23 protein-coding genes and 2 riboswitches are annotated in these 23793 nt (G+C 69.8%); of the genes, 6 read left to right on the top strand and 17 right to left on the bottom strand.

What is annotated here, in order from left to right; genetic code table 11:
• Window positions 1-147: 147 nt before the first annotated feature.
• From ACZ7L4_RS35000 to ACZ7L4_RS34965, 8 genes are all read right to left on the bottom strand, one after another.
• A complete protein-coding gene (locus tag ACZ7L4_RS35000) occupies window positions 148-1302 on the bottom strand; it encodes an ABC transporter ATP-binding protein (protein WP_472108904.1) in 1155 nt (384 codons plus the stop codon).
• Window positions 1303-1343: 41 nt separating this feature from the next.
• The gene (locus ACZ7L4_RS34995) at window positions 1344-2444 is read right to left on the bottom strand and encodes an ABC transporter ATP-binding protein (RefSeq protein ID WP_472108903.1); all 1101 of its coding nucleotides are present in this window, start codon (window positions 2442-2444) and stop codon (window positions 1344-1346) included.
• Complete coding sequence (locus ACZ7L4_RS34990) at window positions 2441-3442, bottom strand: ABC transporter permease (RefSeq protein ID WP_472108901.1); 1002 nt, start codon at window positions 3440-3442, stop codon at window positions 2441-2443. Before ACZ7L4_RS34990 ends, ACZ7L4_RS34995 begins: the two co-directional genes overlap by 4 nt.
• 119 nt (window positions 3443-3561) lie before the next feature.
• Window positions 3562-5331 carry an ABC transporter substrate-binding protein gene (locus tag ACZ7L4_RS34985; RefSeq protein ID WP_472108899.1) on the bottom strand — a complete coding sequence of 590 codons (1770 nt, stop codon included), beginning with the start codon at window positions 5329-5331 and terminating at the stop codon, window positions 3562-3564.
• Between the two features lie 98 nt (window positions 5332-5429).
• Complete coding sequence (locus ACZ7L4_RS34980; protein WP_472108897.1) at window positions 5430-6434, bottom strand: ABC transporter permease; 1005 nt, start codon at window positions 6432-6434, stop codon at window positions 5430-5432.
• A 337-nt stretch (window positions 6435-6771) separates the two neighbouring features.
• Window positions 6772-7608 (bottom strand): enhanced serine sensitivity protein SseB C-terminal domain-containing protein, encoded by an 837-nt coding sequence (locus ACZ7L4_RS34975; RefSeq protein ID WP_472108895.1) that lies wholly within the window; start codon window positions 7606-7608, stop codon window positions 6772-6774.
• Window positions 7609-7735: 127 nt separating this feature from the next.
• On the bottom strand, window positions 7736-8560 hold the full coding sequence (locus tag ACZ7L4_RS34970) for an enhanced serine sensitivity protein SseB (RefSeq protein ID WP_472108893.1): 825 nt from the start codon (window positions 8558-8560) through the stop codon (window positions 7736-7738).
• A 108-nt stretch (window positions 8561-8668) separates the two neighbouring features.
• On the bottom strand, window positions 8669-9289 hold the full coding sequence (locus ACZ7L4_RS34965) for an AAA family ATPase (RefSeq protein WP_472109227.1): 621 nt from the start codon (window positions 9287-9289) through the stop codon (window positions 8669-8671).
• Window positions 9290-9449: 160 nt separating this feature from the next.
• A riboswitch (glycine riboswitch) is annotated at window positions 9450-9549 on the top strand.
• A riboswitch (glycine riboswitch) is annotated at window positions 9550-9651 on the top strand.
• Between the two features lie 60 nt (window positions 9652-9711).
• Between ACZ7L4_RS34965 and gcvT the strand changes: the two genes are divergently transcribed.
• From gcvT to ACZ7L4_RS34945, 4 genes are all read left to right on the top strand, one after another.
• Entirely contained in the window at window positions 9712-10827 is a 1116-nt protein-coding gene (gcvT, locus tag ACZ7L4_RS34960) for a glycine cleavage system aminomethyltransferase GcvT (RefSeq protein ID WP_472108891.1), read from the top strand.
• A 64-nt stretch (window positions 10828-10891) separates the two neighbouring features.
• Window positions 10892-11269 carry a glycine cleavage system protein GcvH gene (gcvH, locus tag ACZ7L4_RS34955; protein ID WP_385769500.1) on the top strand — a complete coding sequence of 126 codons (378 nt, stop codon included), beginning with the start codon at window positions 10892-10894 and terminating at the stop codon, window positions 11267-11269.
• 8 nt (window positions 11270-11277) lie between these two features.
• Window positions 11278-12537, top strand: coding sequence for a serine hydroxymethyltransferase (gene glyA / locus ACZ7L4_RS34950; RefSeq protein WP_472108889.1), 1260 nt, complete (start codon window positions 11278-11280; stop codon window positions 12535-12537).
• A 173-nt stretch (window positions 12538-12710) separates the two neighbouring features.
• Window positions 12711-14081 (top strand): L-serine ammonia-lyase, encoded by a 1371-nt coding sequence (locus ACZ7L4_RS34945; protein WP_472108887.1) that lies wholly within the window; start codon window positions 12711-12713, stop codon window positions 14079-14081.
• 30 nt (window positions 14082-14111) lie between these two features.
• Here the strand turns inward: ACZ7L4_RS34945 and ACZ7L4_RS34940 are convergent, their stop codons facing one another.
• Both ACZ7L4_RS34940 and ACZ7L4_RS34935 read right to left on the bottom strand, forming a co-directional pair.
• Window positions 14112-15089, bottom strand: coding sequence for a L,D-transpeptidase (locus tag ACZ7L4_RS34940; protein WP_472108886.1), 978 nt, complete (start codon window positions 15087-15089; stop codon window positions 14112-14114).
• 118 nt (window positions 15090-15207) lie between these two features.
• Window positions 15208-15552: a DoxX family protein gene (locus tag ACZ7L4_RS34935; protein ID WP_472108884.1), complete on the bottom strand. Its 345-nt coding sequence runs from the start codon at window positions 15550-15552 to the stop codon at window positions 15208-15210.
• A 189-nt stretch (window positions 15553-15741) separates the two neighbouring features.
• Here ACZ7L4_RS34935 and ACZ7L4_RS34930 point away from each other — a divergent pair, with 189 nt between their 5' ends.
• Complete coding sequence (locus ACZ7L4_RS34930; protein WP_472109225.1) at window positions 15742-16296, top strand: glycoside hydrolase family 25 protein; 555 nt, start codon at window positions 15742-15744, stop codon at window positions 16294-16296.
• A gap of 13 nt (window positions 16297-16309) precedes the next feature.
• On the opposite strand, the gene ACZ7L4_RS34925 is transcribed toward ACZ7L4_RS34930, so the two are convergent.
• Together ACZ7L4_RS34925 and ACZ7L4_RS34920 are read right to left on the bottom strand one after the other, a co-directional pair.
• Entirely contained in the window at window positions 16310-17011 is a 702-nt protein-coding gene (locus tag ACZ7L4_RS34925; RefSeq protein ID WP_472108882.1) for an NADPH-dependent F420 reductase, read from the bottom strand.
• Between the two features lie 37 nt (window positions 17012-17048).
• Entirely contained in the window at window positions 17049-17747 is a 699-nt protein-coding gene (locus ACZ7L4_RS34920; RefSeq protein WP_472108880.1) for a FadR/GntR family transcriptional regulator, read from the bottom strand.
• Window positions 17748-17936: 189 nt separating this feature from the next.
• Here ACZ7L4_RS34920 and leuA point away from each other — a divergent pair, with 189 nt between their 5' ends.
• The gene (leuA, locus tag ACZ7L4_RS34915) at window positions 17937-19643 is read left to right on the top strand and encodes a 2-isopropylmalate synthase (RefSeq protein WP_472108878.1); all 1707 of its coding nucleotides are present in this window, start codon (window positions 17937-17939) and stop codon (window positions 19641-19643) included.
• A 43-nt stretch (window positions 19644-19686) separates the two neighbouring features.
• On the opposite strand, the gene ACZ7L4_RS34910 is transcribed toward leuA, so the two are convergent.
• The 5 genes from ACZ7L4_RS34910 to ACZ7L4_RS34890 form a co-directional block, all read right to left on the bottom strand.
• A complete protein-coding gene (locus tag ACZ7L4_RS34910) occupies window positions 19687-19899 on the bottom strand; it encodes an EF-hand domain-containing protein (RefSeq protein ID WP_457480441.1) in 213 nt (70 codons plus the stop codon).
• Window positions 19900-19945: 46 nt separating this feature from the next.
• Window positions 19946-20860 carry a helix-turn-helix domain-containing protein gene (locus tag ACZ7L4_RS34905; RefSeq protein WP_472108876.1) on the bottom strand — a complete coding sequence of 305 codons (915 nt, stop codon included), beginning with the start codon at window positions 20858-20860 and terminating at the stop codon, window positions 19946-19948.
• 72 nt (window positions 20861-20932) lie between these two features.
• Window positions 20933-21541: an ATP-binding protein gene (locus tag ACZ7L4_RS34900; protein ID WP_472109223.1), complete on the bottom strand. Its 609-nt coding sequence runs from the start codon at window positions 21539-21541 to the stop codon at window positions 20933-20935.
• Between the two features lie 189 nt (window positions 21542-21730).
• Window positions 21731-22498: an enoyl-CoA hydratase/isomerase family protein gene (locus ACZ7L4_RS34895; protein WP_472108874.1), complete on the bottom strand. Its 768-nt coding sequence runs from the start codon at window positions 22496-22498 to the stop codon at window positions 21731-21733.
• 47 nt (window positions 22499-22545) lie between these two features.
• Window positions 22546-23736, bottom strand: a complete 1191-nt coding sequence (locus tag ACZ7L4_RS34890) for a L,D-transpeptidase (RefSeq protein WP_472108872.1) — start codon at window positions 23734-23736, stop codon at window positions 22546-22548.
• Window positions 23737-23793: the final 57 nt, after the last annotated feature.

The raw sequence follows: 23793 nt of genomic DNA, 5'->3' as shown, positions 1-23793 counted from the left end.
GCATGTACATGACCCCATCGGGCCATATGCGCCGGAACGGGGGCGACGCCACGGGGCTCCGCCCCGGACCCCGCTGCTCAATCGCCGCAGGGGCTTGAAATGCCAAGCCCCGCCGGCGATTGAGGCGCGGAGCCCCGTGCGGCGGACCTAGTCCGTCTTCCGGTCCTCCGGAGCAGGCTCCTCGGACTCGACCGTTTCGGGGACCGTGATCACGTCGATCGCCTCGTTCGCCACCTGGAGGAGCTTCGTGTCCTCGGGGGCCTGGTCCGGCGCGTTCTCCGGGTGGTGGCAGGCCACCTGGTGGCCGGTGCCGAGCTGCACCAGCGGGGGCTCCTTCGTCGTGCAGAGCTCCGTCGCCTTCCAGCACCGCGTGTGGAACCGGCACCCCGTCGGCGGATCGATCGGCGACGGCACGTCGCCGCGCAGCAGGATGCGCTCGCTCTTGGCGCCACGCCGTTTCGGGTCCGGCACCGGCACCGCCGACAGCAGCGCCTTCGTGTACGGGTGCATCGGCGTCGAGTAGAGGTCGTCGCGGTCCGCCAGCTCCACGATCTTGCCGAGGTACATCACCGCGATCCGGTCGGAGACGTGCCGGATGACCGACAGGTCGTGCGCGATGATCACGTACGTGAGCCCCAGCTCGTCCTGGAGGTCGTCCAGGAGGTTGACCACCTGCGCCTGGATCGAGACGTCGAGCGCCGAGACCGGCTCGTCGGCCACCACCAGCTTCGGGCGCAGCGCCAACGCCCGTGCGATGCCGATGCGTTGCCGCTGACCGCCGGAGAACTCGTGCGGATAGCGGTTGTAGTGCTCGGGGTTGAGCCCGACCTTCTCCAGGAGCTCCTGCACCGTCTTGCGCACGCCGCCCTCGGGCTTGACGCCCTGGAGGCGGAAGGGCGCGCCGACGATCGTGCCGATGTTGTGGCGCGGGTTCAGCGAGGAGTACGGGTCCTGGAAGATCATCTGCACGTCGCGGCGCAGCGGCCTCATGCCGCCGGTGCCGAGGTGCGTGATGTCCCTGCCCTCGAACTCGACGCGCCCACCCGTGGGTTCGAGCAGCCGCGTGATCAGCCGGCCCATCGTCGACTTGCCGCAGCCGGACTCGCCCACGACGCCGAGCGTCTCACCGGCACGGACGTCGAAGGAGAGCCCGTCGACCGCCTGCACGGCGGCGACCTGCCGCTTGAGCAGGCCCTTGCGGATGGGGAAGTGCTTGACCAGGCCGTCGACCTTGAGCAGCGGTTCGCCAGCCGCCGCGTCCGGAGAGGTCGTCACCTGCTGGGGGATCGTAGGGGGCGTCATCTCGGTGTCAGGTCCTTTGCCGTCCGTACCTTTGGCATCCGTCACAGCTTCGGCGCAATCTCTTCGTTCCAGATCCGCTCGCGCTCCTCGCCCGACATGTGGCAGGCGGAGAAGTGTCCGGAGCCGACCTCCCGCAGTTCGGGTCGCTCGGTGCGCGTGACGTTGTCCTTGGGCACGTCCGCGTACGGGCAGCGCGGGTTGAAGGCGCAGCCGCTCGGCAGGTTGATGAGGCTCGGCGGGGACCCCTTGACCGGCGTGAGCCGCTCGCCCTGGTCCCGGTCGATGCGCGGCATCGAGCCCAGCAGGCCCCAGGTGTACGGGTGTTGGGGCGTGGTGAAGACCTGTTCCGCCGTGCCCCGCTCGACGCACCGGCCGCCGTACATGACCAGCAGTTCGTCGGCCATCTCCGCGACGACACCGAGGTCGTGCGTGATCATGATGACGGCCGAGCCGAACTCCTTCTGGAGGTCGCGGATCAGGTCGAGGATCTGCGCCTGCACCGTCACGTCGAGCGCGGTGGTCGGCTCGTCGGCGATGAGGAGTTCGGGGTTGTTGACGAGGGCCATCGCGATCATCGCGCGCTGGCGCATGCCGCCCGAGAACTCGTGCGGATAGGAGTCGACGCGCTTGTCGGGCTGCGGGATGCCGACGCGGTCGAGCATCTCGACGGCCCGCTTGCGCGCGACCTTCTTGTCGACGTCGTGGTGGACCCGGTAGGCCTCCACGATCTGCTTGCCGATCGTGTAGTACGGGTGCAGGGCCGACAGCGGATCCTGGAAGATCATCGCCATCTCACGGCCGCGCAGCCTGCGCACCTTGTCCGTCGGGGAGGACAGCAGCTCCTCCCCGTCCAGCCAGATCTCGCCGGAGACCTGCGCCCGGCGCTTGGAGTACTGGCCGACCGTGTGCAGGCCCATGATGCCCAGCGAGGTCACGGACTTGCCGGAGCCGGACTCGCCCACGATGCCGAGGGTCCGGCCCTTCTCCAGCGTGAAGTTCAGGCCGTCGACGGACTTCACGATCCCGTCGTCGGTGGGGAAGTGCACCTTGAGGTCACGGACCTCGAGGAAGGCGGACGGCGGCCGGGAGTCGGCCGCGAAGGGCTCGCCCACGACGGTCCCGGTGTTGCTCTGCTCGCTCATCCCAGCCTCACTCGGGGGTCGATCACGGCGTACATCATGTCGACGACGAGGTTCGCGATGGCGATGGCCAGCGACATGACCAGGGTGACCCCCAGGATCACCGGGAGGTCCTTCGCCTCGACGGCGTTGACGGCTTCGAATCCGACGCCCTTCAGCCCGAAGGTCGACTCCGTCAGGATGGCGCCGCCCATCAGCACGCCCAGGTCGAGACCGAAGACGGTGAGGATCGGCGTCATGGTGGAGCGCAGGGCGTGCCGGGTGATGACGGCCCGTTCACCGAGGCCCTTGGAGCGGGCGGTACGAATGTAGTCCTCGCCCATGACCTCGAGCATGGTGGCCCGGGTGAGGCGGGCGTACATCGCCGCCTGCAGGAAGGCCAGGGCGATCCACGGCAGGATCAGCGTCTCGATCCAGGTCCCGATGGACTGGTCGCTGGACAGACTGTCGCTGATCTTGATGAGCCCCAGGCTGTGGACGAAGATGCCCATCATCACCATGCCGGTGAAGAAGATCGGCATGGAGACGCCGGAGAGCGCGGCGATCATCGCGCTGCGGTCCCAGACGGTGCCCCGCTTCAGCGCGGAGACGACACCCACGGCCACGCCGCCGACCAGCCACAGGATGCAGGCGCCCGCGGCGAGCGCCACGGTCACCGGCAGGGCGCCGGTGATGGTGTTCCAGACCGGCTCCTCCGTACGGAAGGAGTAGCCGAGGCACGGCGCGGGACAGTGGGTCACACTGCCGCCGGAGACGTAGTCCCGGCCCATCGGGATCGCCCTGACGAAGTCCCAGAACTGCACGAGCAGCGGGTCGTTGAGACCGAGCTTGACGCGGATGCCCGCAAGTTGCTCCGGCGATGTGGCCTTGCCCGCGAAGAGCGTGGCGACGTCCTGCCCGGACCACTTCGGCAGCAGGAAGAAGATGGCGAACGTCGTCAGCAGGACGATCAGCACCATCACAATGACGGCGCTCAGGCGCCGGATGAGGTAAGCAAGCACTGTGCGCGGCCCCTGGGGGCGGCCGGACCTCGGGTTGCGGGGTCCGGCCGCCTGCCGGGACCATCACCTGCCCTTCGGACTGGTGGGTGTCGGCTGGGATGTCAGCGGGTCGGTCGCTGCTACTTCGTCACGCCGAGCTTGGCGTAGTCGTAGCGGCCGCTCCAGGCGGGAGCCGAGTAGGCGTTCGTCAGACGCGGCCCGCGCCAGGTGATGTTGGCCTCGTAGATGAACGGCATCCAGTAGGCCTCGTCGAGGATCCGGTGACCCATGTCGGTGTAGATCTTCTTCGCCTCGGCCTTGTCGGTCGTCTTCAGCGCCTCGTCGAACATCTTGTCGATCTTCGGGTCGTCGATCTGCGACTCGTTGTAGTTGCCGGTCTTCTGGATGAAGCGGCTGTCCCACAGCGGCTGGCCGAAGCCCTGTCCGGTGTTGAAGTCCGGGCCCCAGCCGCTCATCGTCATGCCGTAGCCGCGCTCCTTGACCTTCTTCAGGTCGCCGGAGATGGAGGAGGCGTCGGCACCGGAGAAGGTGTCGATGGTCAGCTTGATGCCGACCTTGCCCAGCTGCTCCTGGAGCGCCTCGGCGGCGTCCTCCTCACCGGGCTGGTCGCTGCGCGCGGTCAGCACGGTCGAGAAGCCGCTCGGCTTGCCGCACTTCTTCAGCGCGTCCTTGGCCTTGGCCAGGTCCGGCTTGCCCTTGCGCTCCACCACGCCGTACGGGTCGTAGCTGTCGTCGTGGCCCGGAACCGCCTTCGGGAAGGGGTTGTTGGCGATCTTGCCGGCCGCGACCTCGCCACCGCGCGTCTGCTGCAGGCTCTTGAAGTCGGTGGCGTAGAAGACGGCCTTGCGGCAGTCGACGTTGTCCATCGGCTTGGTCGTGGTGACCAGGGCCACGTAACGGACGAACGGCGTCTGCATGTTGTCGACGTCGCCCTTGTTGTCCGTCACGGCGGTGGTCCGGCCGGACTGGGTCATGCCGGTGCCGTTGAGGTCGACGTCGTACTCGCCGGCCATCAGGTTCTTGTCGTTCTCTTCGAGATTCTTGTTGATCGCGACCGTGATCTTGTCCGGCAGCGCGGGGTTGTTCGGGTCCGAGGCCTTCTTCCACGCCTTGTTGCGGACCAGCACGATCGACTTGTTCGCCTTGTGCGACTGGACCTTGTACGGACCGTTGGACAGCGGCTTGGTCGTGTACTTCTCCCGCGTGTCCGCCGACTGCTTCACGGCGGAGCCGGACGGCATGGCGAGCATCTGCTCGAAGTCGCTGTTGGGCTGCGGCAGATGGAAGACGATGGTGTTGTCGTCGGGCGTCTCGATGGCCTTGAGGCCGAGCTTGTCCTTCGACTTGTCCTTGTACGGGCCCTTGTACTCGCCCTTGGGGTCGAGCGCCTGCTTCAGGTACACCGGACCGCCGGTGATGACGTCGTCCGCCCAGATGCGCTCGATGCCGTACTTGATGTCCTTGGAGGTCAGCTTCGAGCCGTCCTCCCAGGTGAGCCCGTCGCGCAGCTTGTACGTGTAGGTCTTGCCGTCGTCGGAGACCTCGGCCATGCCCTTCGCCATGTCGGGGACCAGCGCGTTGCCCGCGGCGCCCGGCTTGGTGTCGTACGTCACCAGGGTGCGGTTGTAGAAGCGCATGAAGTCCCACGCCATGCCGAAGTAGGCGCGCTGCGGGTCAAAGCTGTCCAGGTCCTGCTTGGCGACCATGCGGAGCGTGCCGCCCTTTGTGGTCGACTTGTTGGCGATCTTGCCTATGGCGGCGTTGTAGCCGGCGCCCTTCGACTCGTTGTCGCTGTCGTCGCCACCGCCGCAGGCGGTGACGGTGAGCGCCGACGCGGCCACGAGGGCGGCGGCGGCCATCATCCGTCGACTCTGGAAACCTTTGGGCATTCTTCTCGCATCCTCCGGGATTCGCGGTCCGCGGCCTTGCGGCCGCGGGGCCATACAGGGAGTGCTCCTGACGGGACGGCAGGGGCGGTGAACGGGGTCTATCGGGTGCCCTTGGGGTCGAGCGCGTCGCGCAGGCCGTCCCCGAAGAGGTTGAAGGCCAGCACGGTGATGAAGATCGCCACGCCAGGGAAGACCATGAACATCGGGTCGTGCTCGTACGTGCCGAGCGCGTCCCGCAGCATGCCGCCCCACGAGGCGGTCGGCGGCCGGACACCGGCGCCGAGGAAGCTGAGCGCCGCCTCCGTGAGGATGTTGGTGGGGATCATCAGCGTGGTGTAGACGGTGATGGGCGCCACCAGGTTCGGCAGCAGCTCGCGGAAGAGGATGTGCCGGGGTCCGCCGCCGAGACTGCGTGCCGCCTCCACGTACTCCCGCTCGCGCAGCGAGAGCGTCTGGCCGCGCACGATCCGGCCGATGTACGGCCAGCCGAAGAAGCCGATCACCATGATCAGGATCATGATGCGCACGCCGCTGCCGGTCAGCCCGAGCAGGTCGTTGGGGAGGACGGAGACCAGGGAGATGATGAACAGCAGCTGCGGGAAGGAGAGCAGCACGTCCATCACGCGGCTGATCACCGCGTCGGCCCAGCCGCCGAAGTAGCCGGCGATGATGCCGAAGAAGGTGCCGAGCACGACGGCGACGACCGCGGCGAGGAAGGCGACCAGCATCGAGACGCGGGTGCCGTAGACGATCCGGCTGAAGATGTCGCGGCCCTTGTTGGGCTCGACGCCGAAGAGGTGCTCGGCGCTGACGCCGCCCAGGGCGCCCTTGGGCAGGTTCGTCAGCTCGTCCAGCTTGTCCTGGTGGAACTCGTTCGGCGGGTGGCCGAGCAGGCTGACGATGAGCGGAGCGAAGACCGCGACCAGGACGAGGAGTACGACAACGATGCCACCGCCGAGGGCGACCTTGTCGCGCTTGAGCCGGCTCCAGGCGATCTGCTTGAGCGACCGGCCCTCGACCTTGCGTTCTCCGTCTCCCTTGACAGGCTCGACCGGTGCGCTCGGTTCCGCTTCTGCGCTCGTGTCGTGCAATGGTGCCGTCATCGTGGCAGGGACCCCTCTCAACCGGCGGTGACCGGCCCGCACTTGCCGCTGTGGCGGCGTGGTTCAGTCCGTCGTACACAGAGGCGAAGCCCCCTTGGAGCGGGAGTCTTCAACCTGGGCGCGATCTGTTGCCAGACTTGACGGCGAAAGGATGCCTAAACGTGATGCAGGCTGGGGTGTTCCGTTATCCGGACTGCCGTGAACGGGGGGCGGACGGTGGGCAGTTGGGTCACAAGTGGTCGAACCCCACCTTTGACCGGGCGAGTTGGGTCGTAAACGACCAAACGCCGGACGGGCTGGAATTCTCCAGCCCGTCCGGCGTCTGAGGACAAGCTTTTCAGTACGTCGCCCCGTACGGCGGCGGAAAACCGTAGCCCCCACCGGCCGGAGCCGGCGGCGCCGCATGCGCCTCCCGGTCGTAGAACGGGCGCGCCTGGCGGAGCCACATGGCCACGGGGTCGTACTCGTCCGACATCGCGACCGTGGAGACCGGAAGGCCCTCGGGGACCGCCGGGATGGACTGCTGCATCATCGCCCGGACCGCGTCCACGGACGCCGGGGACGTGTCGTAGACGTCCAGGCCGATGGCGAGATAGGGCGCGCCCAGCGTGGGCTGGACCCAGGCGCGGCGCAGGGAGCGGATCGCCGTCGTGCGATGCGCGTTCTGCGTCAGGGTCGCGTAGAACTGCGGGATCTCGATCGTCGGCTCGGAGAGCCTGAGGGGGCCCGCCGGCTGCCGGTCCAGGCCGCCCGCGATGCGCCGCAGATCGAGCCACGGGATGCCGACACCGCCGCCCGGCGCGTGCGGATTCAGCCAGAGCCCGTAGTGGTCCGGGTAGAGCGTGCGCGCCGCGTCGACGCCGCTCACCACCTCGTACGCCCGCGACCAGCCGGAGGCGGAGAGCTCCTGCGCGGAGGTGACGCACGGGGCGTAACTGAAGCCGTCCACCTCCATGTTCCCGTACTGGGCGTCCGGGGAGCCGGCCTGGCCGTGCCAGAGCAGCATCCAGACCTGCCCGGCCGCGGGGTCGGCGAGGGCCTTGAGGAGCGCCTCGTACGCGTCGTAGCGTCCCGGCGTCACCTGGCGCAGCATGTGCTCGACCTTTCCCCAAGGTCTCGGCTCCGCTCGACCAGGGGAGGCCCCATTGGCCGCGCCCGTGCCCGACGCACTCACCCGTAACCGCCCCTTCGGCTCTTCAAAGACGTCCGTGTTCCACACGTGGCCGGAAAGCGAAGCGCCGACCGGTCACGTCATGAAACCAGCTTAAGCGGCGATACTGACACCGACTTGACGGACGCCGTCACCCTTCTCGTACGTAGAACGGCCGTACGTGTGTACGCAGCCAGTCCGCGACCGGGTCCTGTGTCACGTCCAGGAACACCAGGTTGACGGCCCAGGGCACCGGCGCACGGCCCAGCGCCCGCCCCAGCGCGTCCAGCGGAAGGTCCCCCGCGCCGCTCGGCGCGCTCACGGCCTGCGCCAGTTCCACGCCGATGAAGAGGGACGGCTCCGCGTCCTCCACGGTCGCGAGGCAGCGCCGCGCGCTCAGCACCGTGCCGAGCCCCTCGAACTCCTCGCGCACCGCGGCCAGGAAGTCCATCGGGTCGACCTGCCAGTCGGGCTCGCTCAGCACCACACGGCCGCCGGTCGCCGGGCCGTCGAGCGCCGTGCGACCGCTGCGGGCCAGCTCGGCGACGGCCGGCGGCGGCAGCGGCACACCCACCGTCCCGTCCGGGTTCACGGCGATGCCGACCTGCGGCGGAAGCCCGCGCGCGAACTCGACGGCCGGGGCGATCGTGCAGTCCATCCGGCCACCGGTGACCGCCATGAACTGCTGCTCGGAGCTGAACACGGGGACGTAGGCCTGGCCCTCGATCTCCAGGCTCGGCAGGTCGAGGTCCCTGCTCGCGTTCGAGCCGCCCCGGGGCAGCGGGATCCACACGTGGCTGCGGCCGAGGACCTCGACTATTCGGCCACCCGCCGAACTCCCCGCCTCCTGACCGAGGGCCGCGGCGAGGACCTCCTCCAACTCGTTGGCCGGCCAGCCCTGCGCGGGGTGGCCGAAGCCGCCCTCGTGCCCCTGGGCGTGACCGTGACCCGGTTCCGGGGTGCCTGGGAACTCCATGACTGCCATCAACCTCTGCCGTTCTGCCCGCTGCTGTGCCCGCCGACCTTAACTCGTACACACAATTGGACACGGTGCGGTTCCGTCCGCTTGCGCGGGGGCCCGGCGTCAGTCGCCGAACGTGATGCCTCCCAGCGCCTCCATCGCCGCCCGGTCGAGCAGCACCGCCGACTCCATCCCGGCCGGCAGCTTCCCCCGCTCCGTCGAGCTGACGAGCGCGCCCACCGCCCTGCGGTGCCGGGCGAAGGCGTACCGGGACACTCCTCGGCCGCGGTCCCGCTGCCCCTCGAGAGCCGTGTCCGCCGGTACGTCGAGCAGCATCAGGTGGACGGCGACGCCGCGCCGCCGCGCCGTGCGGATCACCCAGCGGCGCACCCACGCCTGCGTACCGCAGTCGTGCACGACGACGCTCGCGCCCGAGCGCATCGCCCGGCGCAGCCCCACATAGTGCGCGACGCGGACCAGCGGGCGGTACAGCGCGTACGGCAGGTAGCGCGGCATGCGCGCGGCCCAGCGCTCGCGGGTGTCCTGCGAGTCGATCCGGATCTCGGTGACGGCCCGCCGCATCAGCGTCGACTTGCCGCTGCCGGGCAGGCCGGAGAGCACGACGAGGTCGCCCGCCGCGAAGGCGAGTCTGCGCGGGGTGTGCCCGCGGCGGCCGCGCAGGTCGCGCACCGAGCGCTGGCCGGGGATCCGGACCCCCGCCACCACCGATGCCGACGCCGACACCGCGTAAGCCCCCGCCACTGCCTTGTGCACCGTGATCGTCCTCCCCGTTCCGGTCACGTCACCCTTGCCCCTCAAGTGTAAAGAGAAGGTAATGCCCCTCAAGGGGTTTCCCTGTCGGACGGGCATGCAATGATGTGCGCGCAACTGCATACCGGCCGCTTGAATCCGCGCGGGAGAGTTCCGGGTACCCACGAGTCCCCGGACGCCGAAGGAGCAAGTTCCTCCCTTGAATCTCTCAGGCCCCGTACCGCGCGGGCGAGGCAGATCTGAAAAGTGGGGCGCCTTTGTGACACGGCGCCCCCACCCAAGGTGCAAGCCCCCTCGGGGCGAACCTCTCAGGTTCCGATGACAGATGGGGAGGACGTCTCGCGCGCGATCCGAGACTCCGCCATCGCCGTCATGCCACCGGGAGCACACCAGCCATGACCCGCACCACCGCACTCGACGCCCTGCACCGTTCGCTGGGCGCGACGATGACCGACTTCGCCGGCTGGGACATGCCGCTGCGCTACGGCAGCGAGCGCGACGAGCACAACGCCGTGCGCACGGCGGCCGGCCTCTTCGACCTCTCCCACATGGGCGAGATCACGGTGTCCGGGCCGGGGGCCGTGGACCTGCTCAACCACGCTCTCGTCGGCAACATCGGCTCCGTCGGCAACGGCCGCGCCCGCTACACGATGATCTGTCGCGAGGACGGCGGGATCCTCGACGACCTGATCGTGTACCGGCTGGAGGAGACCACGTACATGGTGGTCGCGAACGCGGGCAACGCGCAGGTCGTGCTCGACGCCCTCACCGAGCGCGCCGCCGGCTTCGACGCCGAGGTCCGCGACGACCACGCCGCGTACGCGCTGCTCGCGGTGCAGGGCCCGAACTCCGCGGCGATCGTGAAGTCCGTCACGGACGCGGACCTGGACGGCCTCAAGTACTACGCGGGGCTGCCCGGCACCGTCGCAGGCGTGCAGGCGCTCATCGCGCGCACCGGCTACACCGGCGAGGACGGCTTCGAGCTGTTCGTCTCCCCCGCCGACGCCGAGAAGCTGTGGCAGGCACTGACCGAGGCGGGCGCCGAGTACGGCCTGATCCCCTGCGGCCTGTCCTGCCGGGACACGCTGCGCCTGGAGGCGGGCATGCCGCTGTACGGGCACGAGCTGTCGACGTCCCTCACGCCCTTCGACGCCGGTCTAGGCCGCGTCGTGAAGTTCGAGAAGACGTCGCACGGGGACGACTTCGTGGGCCACGACGCGCTCAAGGACGCCGCGGCGAAGGCCGAGGCCAACCCGCCCCGCAAGCTCGTCGGCCTGATCGCCGAGGGCCGCCGCGTCCCGCGCGCCGGGATGTCCGTGGTCGCCGAAGGACAGGTGATCGGCGAGGTCACCTCCGGCGCCCCGTCCCCGACGCTCGGCAAGCCGATCGCGATGGCGTACGTGGACGCCGCCCACGCGGAGCCCGGCACGGCCGGCGTCGGCGTCGACATCCGCGGCACGCACGAGGCGTACGAGGTCGTGGCCCTGCCGTTCTACAAGCGCCAGAAGTAGCCCCCGCCCGTCCGGGCGCCCCCTCCGTCACCAGCACCTTCCCGCGTACAGGAGAATTCGCATCATGAGCAACCCCCAGCAGCTGCGTTACAGCAAGGAGCACGAGTGGCTCTCCGCCGTCGAGGACGGCGTCGCCACCATCGGCATCACGGAGCACGCCGCCAACGCGCTCGGTGACATCGTGTTCGTCCAGCTCCCCGAGGTCGGCGACACCGTCACCGCGGGCGAGACCTGTGGCGAGCTCGAGTCGACCAAGTCGGTCTCCGACCTGTACTCCCCCGTGAACGGCGAGGTCACCGAGATCAACCAGGACGTCGTCGACGACCCGGCGCTCGTGAACTCCGCCCCGTTCGAGGGCGGCTGGCTGTTCAAGGTCCGGCTCAGCGACGAGCCCAAGGACCTGCTCTCCGCCGACGAGTACACCGAGTTCTCCGGGAGCTGACCCCACCGATGTCCGTACTGAACGAATCCCTGCACGAGCTCGACCCCGAGGTCGCCGTCGCGGTCGACGCCGAGCTGAAGCGCCAGCAGTCGACCCTCGAGATGATCGCGTCGGAGAACTTCGCTCCCGCCGCCGTCATGGAGGCCCAGGGCTCGGTCCTCACCAACAAGTACGCGGAGGGCTACCCCGGCCGCCGCTACTACGGCGGCTGCGAGCACGTCGACGTCACCGAGCAGATCGCCATCGACCGCGTGAAGGCGCTCTTCGGCGCCGAGTACGCGAACGTGCAGCCGCACTCCGGCGCCTCCGCGAACCAGGCCGCGCTCTTCGCCATCGCCAAGCCGGGCGACACCATCCTCGGCCTGGACCTGGCGCACGGCGGCCACCTCACGCACGGCATGCGCCTGAACTTCTCCGGCAAGCAGTTCAACGTGGTCCCGTACCACGTCGACGACGCCGGCCTGGTCGACATGGCCGAGGTCGAGCGGCTCGCCAAGGAGCACCGCCCCAAGGTGATCATCGCCGGCTGGTCCGCGTACCCGCGCCAGCTGGACTTCGCCGAGTTCCGCCGCATCGCCGACGAGGTCGAGGCGTACCTCTGGGTCGACATGGCGCACTTCGCGGGCCTCGTGGCCGCGGGCCTGCACCCGAACCCGGTCCCGTACGCCGACGTCGTCACGTCCACGACGCACAAGACGCTCGGCGGTCCGCGCGGCGGCATCATCCTCGCCCGCAACAAGGACTTCGCGAAGAAGCTGAACTCGGCGGTCTTCCCGGGCTTCCAGGGCGGTCCGCTCGAGCACGTGATCGCGGCCAAGGCCGTCTCCTTCAAGGTCGCGGCGAGCGAGGACTTCAAGGAGCGACAGGAGCGCACGATCGAGGGCGCCCGGATCCTCGCCGAGCGTCTGACGACCCCGGAGTCCCGCGCGGCGGGCGTCAACGTCCTGTCCGGCGGCACCGACGTGCACCTGGTCCTCGTCGACCTGCGCGAGTCGGAGCTCGACGGCCAGCAGGCCGAGGACCGCCTCCACGAGGTCGGCATCACGGTCAACCGCAACGCGGTCCCGAACGACCCGCGCCCGCCGATGGTCACGTCGGGCCTCCGGATCGGCACGCCCGCACTGGCCACGCGCGGCTTCGGCGCCGACGACTTCCGCGAGGTCGCCGACGTCATCGCGCTCGCCCTCCAGCCGTCGTACGACGCGGGGGCGCTCAAGGCCCGGGTGACCGCCCTGGCCGACAAGCACCCGCTGTACCCGGGCCTGTAGCAGCCACGGCCCTTCGGCCCGGATTACGTACCCTTGCGTACATACGTCCTACCGGGGCACCACGCACACTGGAACCAGAAGGAAACAGTGAGCGCGGTGCCCCGGCCGCTTCCACCGCACTCTTGCTCGTCCGGCAGACAACGGCGTCTACCACCCACCTTTGGAGTCCCACCGTGGCCATCTCGGTCTTCGACCTGTTCTCGATCGGCATCGGCCCGTCCAGCTCGCACACGGTCGGCCCGATGCGCGCGGCCCGCATGTTCGCGCGGCGCCTGAAGAACGAGGGCCTGCTGGCCCACACCTCCTCCGTCCACGCCGAGCTCTACGGCTCCCTGGGCGCGACCGGACACGGGCACGGCACCCCCAAGGCGGTGCTGCTCGGTCTGGAGGGCGACTCGCCGCGCACCGTCGACGTCGAGACGGCGGACGAACGCGTAGAGACGATCAAGGAGAAAGGTCTCCTCAATCTGCTCGGCGCGCACGAGATCCCGTTCTCCTACGACGACGATCTCGTCCTGCACCGCCGCAAGGCCCTCCCGTACCACGCGAACGGCATGACGCTGTGGGCGTACGCCGCCGACGGCAAGGAGCTGCTCACCAAGACGTACTACTCGGTGGGCGGCGGCTTCGTCGTCGATGAAGACGCGGTCGAGGGCGAGAACCCGATCGTCCCCGAGGACACCGTCCTCAAGTACCCCTTCCGCACCGGCGACGAGCTGCTCCGCCTCACGCAGGAGACCGGCCTGTCCATCCCGGCCCTGATGCTGGAGAACGAGAAGGCGTGGCGCACGGAGGACGAGATCCGCTCCGGGCTCCTCGACATCTGGCGCGTCATGCAGGCCTGCGTCTCGCGCGGCATGTCCCACGAGGGCATCCTGCCCGGCGGCCTCAAGGTCCGCCGCCGCGCGGCGAGTTCGGCCCGCAAGCTGCGCGCCGAGGGCGACCCCGTGGCGCACGCCATGGAGTGGATCACCCTCTACGCGATGGCCGTGAACGAGGAGAACGCGGCGGGCGGCCGGGTCGTCACCGCCCCGACGAACGGCGCGGCCGGCATCATCCCGGCGGTCCTGCACTACTACGTGAACTTCGTGCCCGGCGCCGACGAGGACGGCGTGATCCGCCTCCTCCTCACCGCGGGCGCCATCGGCATGCTCTTCAAGGAGAACGCCTCCATCTCCGGCGCCGAGGTCGGCTGCCAGGGCGAGGTCGGCTCCGCCTGCTCGATGGCGGCGGGCGCGCTCGCCGAGGCCCTCGGCGGCTCCCCCGAGCAGGTGGAGAACGCGGCCGAGATCGGCATGGAGCACAACCTCGGCCTGACCTGCGACCCCGTCGGCGGCCTCGTCCAGATCCCGTGCATCGAGCGCAACGGCATGGCGGCGGTCAAGGCGGTCACGGCCGCGAAGATGGCGCTGCGCGGCGACGGCTCGCACAAGGTGTCCCTGGACAAGGTCATCAAGACGATGCGGGACACCGGCGCGGACATGTCGGTGAAGTACAAGGAGACGGCGCGGGGCGGCCTCGCGGTGAACATCATCGAGTGCTGAGCGGTCCCCTTCGGGGGGACGAGTCGGGCGCTAGAGGGCGGCGCTCTTCCCGGCGCCCGACGCACTCCCCGCGAGCCAGTCGTCCCAGCTCAGGTTGAAGGCCGCGTAGCCGTTGTCGGCGGGGGCCTTGGCGCGGGGCGAACCGGTGATCGTCACCGGGTCGCCCTGCTTGACCTGGTTGTAGAACCACTTGGCGTCGGACATCGACAGGTGGACGCAGCCGTGCGAGCCGCGGGCGCTGCCGCTGCCCGGGTTCGGGTCACCGGTCGAGTAGTGGACGTACGTGCCGGACTGGGTGAGGTGAACGTCCCAGGGCAGCGTCAGGTCGTAGTAATTGGGGCTGCCCTTGTCGCAGCTGATGCCGACGCTGCAGGAGGTCATGTGGACCTTCTTCTGCTTGTCGATGACGGCCATCGTGCCGTTCCAGGTCGGGTACTCGGAGCTGCCCGCGTTGATCGACAGCGTGCGCACGGCCTTGCCGTTCTTCGTGACCTTCAGGGTGTGGCCGGGCACGGAGACATCGGCGCGCACGTCGTCGCCGACCGTGAAGGTGTGCGTGTAGCCGTGCACGCCGTAGCGACCGTTGCCGTTGCCGACGCCCTTCATGTCGGCGTCGACCTTCACCTTCGTACCGGAGGGCCAGTACGTCTTGGGGCGCCAGTCGGCGCGCTTGTCGCCGAACCAGTGCCAGGCGCCCTCGACCGGCTGCGACGTGCTCACCTTCATGTGCTTCTCGACGTTCGCACGAGCCTTCGCCGCCACCGGGTTGGTGAAGACCACGGAGACCGGCATGGCGACGCCGACCTTGGCGTCGGTCTGCGGGGTGATCGTCTCCAGGAGCATCGGCGGGCCCTTGGGCTTGGTCGGCGAGGGCTTCGCGCTGGTCTTCGCCGACGCCGGCGCGTCGGCCTGCTTGCCCTCGCCGCCACCGCCACAGGCGCTCGCGCCCACCAGCACCGCGACCGTCGCCAGCGCGATCCCTATGCCGCTGCCCCTGTTCCGTCCCACGACCTGCTCCACTCTCCGAGTCCGCCCCAGCTCCCTGTCAGACAGGCACAGGGGCTCCGCCAGTTGCGTCTCCGCGGTAAAGCGCGTTCCAAGATTGGGCTGTCCGAAACCTCGAACGCTAGACAGTGACCCTCAGGACCAGGGCCGCCACGGCGAGTGCGCAACAGACCGACCACGCCCCGTAACTCCGGTCCCCGACCCGCAGATGCACACCGAACGCCCCGACGAAGTACAGCACCAGCCCCGCCGCGGCGGCGATCCCGAGCCACGGCACCACGAACCCGGCGACGAGCCCCAGCGCACCGGCCCCGAGCGCGGTCCCGAGCCACGGAATCCACGCGCGCGGCACCCCCAGCTTGTCGGCCTGAGCCTTGGGATACGAGTGCCCGGCGAGGTTCCCGGCGGCGGCCGCCCCGAAGACGACGGCGGCGAGAACGGTGACGACGACATAGACGCTGAACATGCTGCACTCCTCCAGAAGGGTCCACCAGACCCGACGGATCACCCCGCTCCACATGTGACATCGGGGAGGCATCGCCTCCACGGGAGGCGCGACCGGTCGGCACCGATCCACGCAAAGGGGATCTCATGAGCGGCCGGATCAGGGACGATGAAAGTTCGACCTCGTCGCCCCACCGACCTGGAGGCCCGCATGATCCGTGGCATCGACGTCAGCTCGCACCAGTCCACGTTCGACACGGACGGCCTGTCGTTCGTCTTCGTCAAGGCGACGGAGGGGCGCTCGTACGTCAACCCGCGCCTGGCCGCGCAGACGAAGCGGGCCCGTGACGCGCACTGCGTCGTCGGCTTCTACCACTTCCTGTGGCCGGGGAACCTGAAGGCGCAGGCCGAGTACTTCGTCAGCAAGTCCCCGGAAAAGGTGGGCGACCTGCTCGCGGTCGACTGGGAGACGACCGGCGAGGGCACGCACGCGAGCAACGCGGAGAAGGACAAGTTCATCCGCGAGGTGAAGCGGCTGCGGCCCAATCACCGGGTGCTTCTCTACGCAAACCGGAATTTCTGGCTCAATATCGACACGACGTCCTACGCCGGCGACGGCCTCTGGATCGCCGACTACGTCAGTGCCGGGAAGCCCCGCATCAAGGCGGACTGGGCGATCCACCAGTACACCGACAGCCCGCTCGACAAGAACGTCGCCGACTTCGAGAGCAAGGACGCCCTGTACGAGTGGGCGGGCGGCGTCTGACGGAAGCCGGCGGTCAGGCGCGCCACTCCGCCGTGCGCTGCGGGGACGCCGAGTCCAGCGCCTTGCGGACGGTGGCCGCGTCGGCGGCCATGCCGTAGACGGGGGTGCCGGGCTGCTGGCGCCACGAGTCGTCCTGGCCGCCGGTGTCCACGGTGTCGAAGCCGATCTCGTCGAGGAGCGCGGTGACGACCCGCTTGGCCGCCGCGTCGTCCCCCGCGACCGGGAGGGCCACGTGGGCCGGGTCGCCCACGGGGCGGGGCTTGTCGAGGATGTCGTGGGCGTAGGTGCCGTTGAAGGCCTTGATCACCTGGTGGCCGATCTGGCGTTCCGTCCAGCGGCTCTCGGTCAGGCCCTCGTCCTCGATCCCGGCGATCCTCCCGTCGCGCTGCTGCGGGTAGTAGTTGCCGGTGTCGATGACCGCCACGTCGGGGGCCGCGGCGTCGAGGAAGCCCTTCGGCAGTTTCGGCACCGCCTTGAGCGGGATCGTGACGACGACGACCTGCGCGTCGCGGACCGCTTCCTCGATGGTTGCGGGGGTGGCGCCGGTCTCGTCCGCGAGTGTGGTGAGCGTGTGCGGGCCGCGGGAGTTGGCCACGTGGACGTCGTGGCCGACGGCGGTGAGGCGCCGGGTGAGGTTGCCACCGATGTTGCCCGCGCCGATGATGCCGATCTTCATGTCGTGCCCTTGCCCTTCGGGGTCGCCGGATTCACGCACGTACGTATGTCGACTGCGAACCGGGAGTTCCCGGGAGCTATTCCCGCGGCGCCAACTTGCCCTGGATCAGCGCGAGTTCGTCCCGGGCCGCCTGTCCCGCCGCCTCGGCGTCCCCCTCCATGACCGCCGCCACCAGTTCCGCGTGCGCCGCGTCGCCGTGGTCCTGCTCCGTGCCGCGTACGTCCACCAGCGCCAGCAGGTCGATCAGGGCCTGGCGCAGGGCCGGGGCGAACTCGGTGAAGAGGTCGGCGAGGACGGGGTTGTGGGCGGCCGCGACGACCGTGGCGTGGAGGGCGATGTCGGCGTCGACGAACGCGTCGCCGGGGCCGCCCGCCGCCGCCCTGCGCGCTTCGAGCGCGGTGCGCATCGCCGCGACGTCCTCGTCCGTGCGGCGCTCGGCGGCGAGGCGTGCGGCCTGGATCTCCAGGAGCGTACGGACTTCGTAGACGTCGGCGACCGCCGCGCGGCGCAGCCGGGTCGGCCAGTCCTCGACGGGGCGCAGCGCGGTCACGAAGACGCCCGCGCCCTGCTTGGGCCGCAGCATGCCCTGCCCCGTGAGCGCGCGCAGGGCCTCGCGGACGGTGGAGCGGCCGACGCCGAGTTCCTTGGCGAGGGTGGTCTCGCCGGGGAGGCGGGTGCCGACCGGCCAGACACCGTCCGCGATCTGCGCGCGGAGGCGCTCGGCGGCCTGTTCGACGAGGGGGCTGGGGCGGAGCGGGCCGGCCGGCGACGACACGGGATCACCAACTTGTCTGAGGAGTACTTGTCTGAGGACCTGAGGTGTGGCTAGTGTATCGGGCATGTTCCGCGGACTCCTGCTTCTCGGCTGCCGCGGCGGGGCCTGACGCGACCGGCACCCCGCCGCGGGGTGCCGTGCTGCCGGTCGGTCACCGTCACGACCGCACCGAGGAAGGCCCGATCCACCATGTACCGCTGGAATCCGCAGAGCCCGGGACCGATGCCGTACCACCGCTACCGGCCGCACCACGAGCGGGTCGCCAACGTCCCGCTCGCCGACCGGAGTTGGCCGTCGAAGGAGATCACCGAGGCGCCACTGTGGGTGCCCGTCGATCTGCGGGACGGGAACCAGGCGCTCGCCGAACCGATGGACACCGACCGCAAGCGCCGCTTCTTCGACCTGCTGGTCGGGATGGGCTTCAAGGAGATCGAGGTCGGCTATCCGTCGGCCAGCCGGACGGACTTCGACTTCGTGCGGCATCTGGCGGGGCAGGTCGCGGCGGGCGCCGTGCCCGACGACGTCACGCCCGTCGTCTTCACCCCGGCCAAGCCGGAGCTGATCGAGCGCACCTTCGCGTCCATCGAGGGGCTGCCGCGCGCCGTCGTGCATCTGTACATCCCGACCTCCCCCACCTGGCGCGACGTCGTCCTCGGCATGACGCGGGCCGAGATCCGGCGGACCGTCGACGAGGCCGCCGCACTCATGGCCCGCCTGGCCGACGCCCGCCCCGACGCGCACATCCGCTTCCAGTTCGCCCCGGAGACCTTCAACCTCACCGAACCGGACTTCGCGCTGGAGGTCTGCAACGGGCTGACCGGGCTGTGGGACGCGAGCCCCGACCGCCCCGTCACCCACAATCTGCCGACGACCGTCGAGGTCGCGACGCCGAACGTGTACGCCGACCAGATCGAGTACATGCACCGCCACCTGGACCGCCGCGGGTCCGTCGTCCTCTCCGTGCATCCGCACAACGACCGCGGTACCGGCGTCGCCTGCGCCGAACTGGCCGTCCTCGCGGGCGCGCAGCGCGTGGAGGGCTGCCTGTTCGGCAACGGTGAGCGGACGGGCAATGTCGACCTGGTGACCCTGGCGATGAACCTGTACGCGCAGGGCGTCGACCCGATGATCGACTTCTCGGACATCGACGCGGTGCGCGAGACCGTCGAGCACTGCAACCGGCTGCCGGTGCACCCACGGCATCCGTACGGCGGCGAGCTCGTGTACACCGCCTTCTCCGGCACCCACCAGGACGCCATCTCCAAGGGTTTCGCGCACCGCGCCGCGCACCCGGACGGTCCGTGGGACGTGCCGTACCTGCCGATCGACCCGGCCGATGTGGGGCGCACCTATGAGGCGGTGATCCGGGTCAACTCGCAGTCCGGCAAGGGCGGGATGGCGTATCTGCTCAAGGAGCACCACGGCGTCGACCTGCCGCGGGAGCTGCGGCCCGAGTACGCGCGGATCGTGCAGGAGGCGACCGACGACAGCGGCCGGGAGGCGACGCCGGACGAGCTGTACGCGCTGTTCCGTTCGGCCTATCTGGACGTCACCGGGCCGGTGGCGCTGGCCGACGGCTGGTCGGCGCGGCAGGACGGCGCGGTGCACCGCTTCACGTGCGTGCTCGAAGTGGACGGCGCGGCAAGGGAGTTGGAGGGCAAGGGCAACGGTCCGCTGGCGGCCTTCACGGACGCGCTGGCGGCGGCCGGCCGGGACGTGGACGTGCTGGACTTCGGGCAGCACGCGCTGACGGCGGGGCGGGAGGCCGAGACGGTGGCGTTCGCGCGGTGCCGGGTCGGCGGGGTGCCGGTGTGGGGCGCGGGCCGGGACACGTCCGTCCTGGCGGCGTCCGTACGGGCGGTCCTGTCGGCGGTGAACAGGGCCGCCGGGGCGTGAGACACCGGTGGGGCGTGCGCCGCGCGCACGCCCCACCCAGGGCTCACTTGTTCAGGTTCGCCCAGAACTCGTCGAACGAGAGCCGCTTGTCCCCGTTGGCGTCCTGCCCGGCGATGAGCACCTCGGCCACGGAGTCCGTGACGTTGAAGTCGCCCATCTGCGCCATGGCGCTCTTGTACTCGGCCGCCGTGATGAAGCCGTCGCCGTCCGCGTCGAACCGCTCGAACGCCTTGCGTGCTTCTTCGATGTCCGCCACCGGGCCACCCCTCGATTTTCGTACTGTCGTGTTGACGGGGGCCAGATTACTTGGCAGTCCGCGCGCGCAGTGCGGCGAGTACCCAGGCGAACTCCTCGCGGTGCGGGTGCTCGGGGGCGCCGCCCTTGAGGACGCCGAGCAGCTCGCGGTAGCGGGCCACCTTGTCGTTCATGGTGGCGAGCAGCCGGTCGAGGACGGCGGCGCGGTCGGCGTCGCCGAGCAGTTCCCGGAGGACGGGCTCCGCTTCCGGGGATTCCGGGTCGATCCCCTCGCGCACCGCGTCGCCCGCGAGCGCGACCAGCTTGCGCAGGAACAGCATGGACGAGCCGGCCGTGTCCTCGGGGGTGCGGTCCGCCGCGTTGTATTCGGCGGCCTGCCGCATGCGCGCCTTGAACTGCGGGTCCTGGAGCAGCTCCGCCAGCTCCACCCAGGCGTCGACCTGCTCGGGCGTCGGCTCGTCCGGCAGGCCGGCGCTCATGCCTCGCATCCGCTCCCGGACGACGGGGTCGACGGTGTCCAGGCCGTGCAGCATCTCCTCGGCGAACTCGTCCATGATCCGCTTGCGCTCGGCGGTGGACTGCCGTGCCATCTTGTTCATCAGGGCCATCTCCTCGGCGCTCGAATTCCGTTTCGCGACGGTCGACAGCACGGCCCGGTTGAGCCGCAGCAGCTGGATCTGCGCGTCGAGCGCCGCCACGTGCGCGGCGGCGACGGACGCGATGTCCCGCTCCCCGGAGAGGATCTTCCGTACGTCGGCCAGGCCGAGGCCCAGCTCGCGCAGGGTGTGGATCAGCTCGAGGCGGGCGACGGACTCGGCGTCGTAGAGCCGGTAGCCGCCTTCGCTGCGGGTCACGGGGTGCAGGACGCCCTCGTCGGACCAGAACCGGATGGTGCGCACCGTGAGGCCGGTGCGGCGCGCCAGTTGTCCGATCGTGAGCAGCTGCGGGCCGTCGTCGATCATGTCGAGGAGTCTGGGCCTTCCAGTGGGTGGAGACTCAAGCCCAGCGTACGAGGCCGTGCGGAAGGGGGCCGGTCAGCGGTCGGCGACGCGCATCTCGAACCAGGTCGTCTTGCCGCGCGGCAGCAGGTCGACGCCCCAGCGGTCGGAGAGCTTGTCGACGAGGAAGAGGCCGCGCCCCGAGATGTCCATCTCGTGCACCGGCATCAGGCAGGGCAGTCCGCGGGACGGATCGCGCACCTCGATGCGGATCCAGCCGCGGCGGCGCAGCATGCGCAGGCCGAAGTGGCGGGCGCCGGTGTGCCGCACCGCGTTGCCGACGAGTTCGGAGACGAGCAGGACGCCGTCCTCGGTCATTTTCGGGGAGAGGCCCCAGTGGCGCAGGACGACGACCTGCGCGAGCCGCCGCGCGGTCGCGGCCGATTCGGGGCGCGACGGCAGCGACACCTCCGCCTCGGCCGGGTTTCCGAACAACTCCAGTGCCCTCAGGGCGTGTTCGTCCTCGACCGCGGGAGACCAGCGCGCCGCGGTCGCACTCGCGTGCCGCCGCGGTTGTTCCACACCCTCAAGCCCCGCCATGCCTCCATGATGGGGCCATGGAGCCCCCCGTGGGGCCGTTCCGACGGAATAAGCCCCCCGGAACGCTTCGTTCCGGAGGGCTGTTTTGGCATATGCCTTTGGCAGTACAGGGGCCTGGACACCCGCGATGAGCTGCGGAAACGCGTGGCGTACGCGTCGCCGTTGATCGTTTGCCGCCGAACGCGCTTAAGGTTCGCTTAAGGTTCGGATAATGCTCCCCGAACGAGCGAACTGATCAACTGGGCTTGCCCGCAAGGCATTTGACGGCACGTTCGGCGGCCCCCGGAGCGGGCGTCAGGCGAACTTCGCCTTCCCCGGGCCCTCTTCGACGAAGCTGCGCATCCCGGTCTCCCGGTCCTCCGTGGCGAACAGGCCTGCGAACCAATTGCGTTCGATCGCCAGGCCCGTGTCGAGGTCCGTCTCCAGGCCCGTGTCGATCGACTCCTTCGCCGCGCGCAGGGCGATCGCGGGTCCCTTGGCGAGCTGCCCGGCCCAGGCGTTCGCGGCGTCGAAGACCTCGGCGGCCGGGACCACCCGGTCGACGAGCCCGAGCGCGAGCGCCTCGTCGGCCCGCACCTGGCGGCCCGTGAAGATCAGGTCCTTGGCCTTGGAGGGGCCGACGAGCCGGGAGAGACGCTGGGTGCCGCCCGCGCCGGGGATCAGGCCGAGCAGGATCTCCGGCTGCCCGAGCTTGGCGTTGTCGGCGGCGATCCGGAAGTCGGCGCACAGCGCGAGCTCGCAGCCGCCGCCGAGCGCATAGCCGGTGACGGCGGCGACGACAGGCTTCGGGATGCGGGCGACCGCGGTGAACGAGTCCTGCAGCCCGCGGGAGCGCGCGACCATGGCCGCGTGGTCCATCTCGCGCATCTCCTTGATGTCCGCGCCGGCCGCGAACACCTTCTCGCTGCCGCGGATCACCACGGCCCGGATGTCGTCCCGGGTCGTGGCCTCCTCCGCGAGTTCCTTGATGCGGTCCTGGACGGCGATGTCCAGGGCGTTCATCGGGGGGCGGTCCAGACGGATGGTCCCGACGCCGTCGGCTACTTCAAGGTGAACGGTCATGTCCGCAGGTTAGCGGCCGTTCACCCGGGCGAGCGCGGTGCGCTTCGTCACTTCTTCCAGTCCGCCCACGACATGTTCCAGCCGCTCAGGCCGTTGCCCGGGTCCACCTTCTTGTCGTGGGTGTTCTTGACCACCACCACGTCCCCGGTCATCGACTGGTCGAAGAACCAGGCCGCCGGGACCTTCTTGTCGTAGCCGCCGCGGACGTCGCGCAGGCCGATGCAGCCGTGGCTGGAGTTGACGTTGCCGAAGGTGCCGCCGCCCCAGTAGTTGCCGTGGATGAACGTGCCGGAGTCGGTCAGGCGCTGGGCGTGCGGGACGTCCTTGATGTCGTACTCGCCGCCGTAGCCGACCGTCTCGCCGTTCATACGGGTCACCCGAAGGCGTTCGCTGATGACCATCGTGCCGTTCCACGTCTCGTAGCCCGGCTTGCCCGTGGTGATCGGGATCTTCTTGATGGTCTTGCCGTCGCGCTTGACGGTCATCATGTGCGTCTTGGCGTCGACGGTGGAGATCTGGCTGCGGCCGACGGTGAACTTCACGGTCCTGACCTGCTTGCCGTAGACACCGGGTCGGCCCTCGACGCCGTCCAGGTTCATCTTGACGGTGACCTTGGTGCCCTTCGCCCAGTACTTCTCCGGGCGGAAGTCGATGCGGTCGTTGCCGAACCAGTGGCCCTCGACCGGGACGGACGGCTCGGCCTTGACCGAGATCGCCTTCTCGACGTCCTCCGGGTGCGTGATGCCGCGCGAGAAGCGGACCGAGAACGGCATGCCGACGCCGACCTTGGTGCCGTCCTCCGGGGTGAACGTGCCGATGAAGGTGTTCTTCGGCGTGAGCGTGGTGAACGTGGAGTCCTTGGCGGACTCGCGGCCCTCCTTGTCCTTGGCGACCGCGTGCACCTTGTACTCGGTCGAGGCGGCGAGGTGCCGCGCCGGGGCCCAGCTCTTGCCACCGTCGGTGATCGCGCCCTCCACCTCGTTGCCCTTGGTGTCGGCGACCTTCACCTCGGTCAGCTTCCCCTTGTCCGCGGTGACCTCGAGGGCCCCCTTGGTCGCGACGTCGTCGGCGCCGTTCTTGGGGGCCACCGTCACGACGGCCTGCGACTCCTTCTTCGCCGCGGCCGCCTTGCCGGATGTCCCCTTGTCGTCGCCTGAACCACCGCCGCCCCCGCACGCGGTGACAAGGAAGAGTGCCGCCCCCAGCAGAGCCGCGGATATCGGTCGTCGCCCGTTCAAGATCTTTCTCCCCTCGCACGGCCTTGCCCCAAGGCCCGCACTACCGCGCCTGCACGC

The sequence above is a fragment of the Streptomyces sp. NPDC107575 genome, assembly GCF_055657265.1.
Note: the sequence above shows the minus strand (reverse complement) of the source record. Positions and strands in the feature narration are given on the sequence as shown.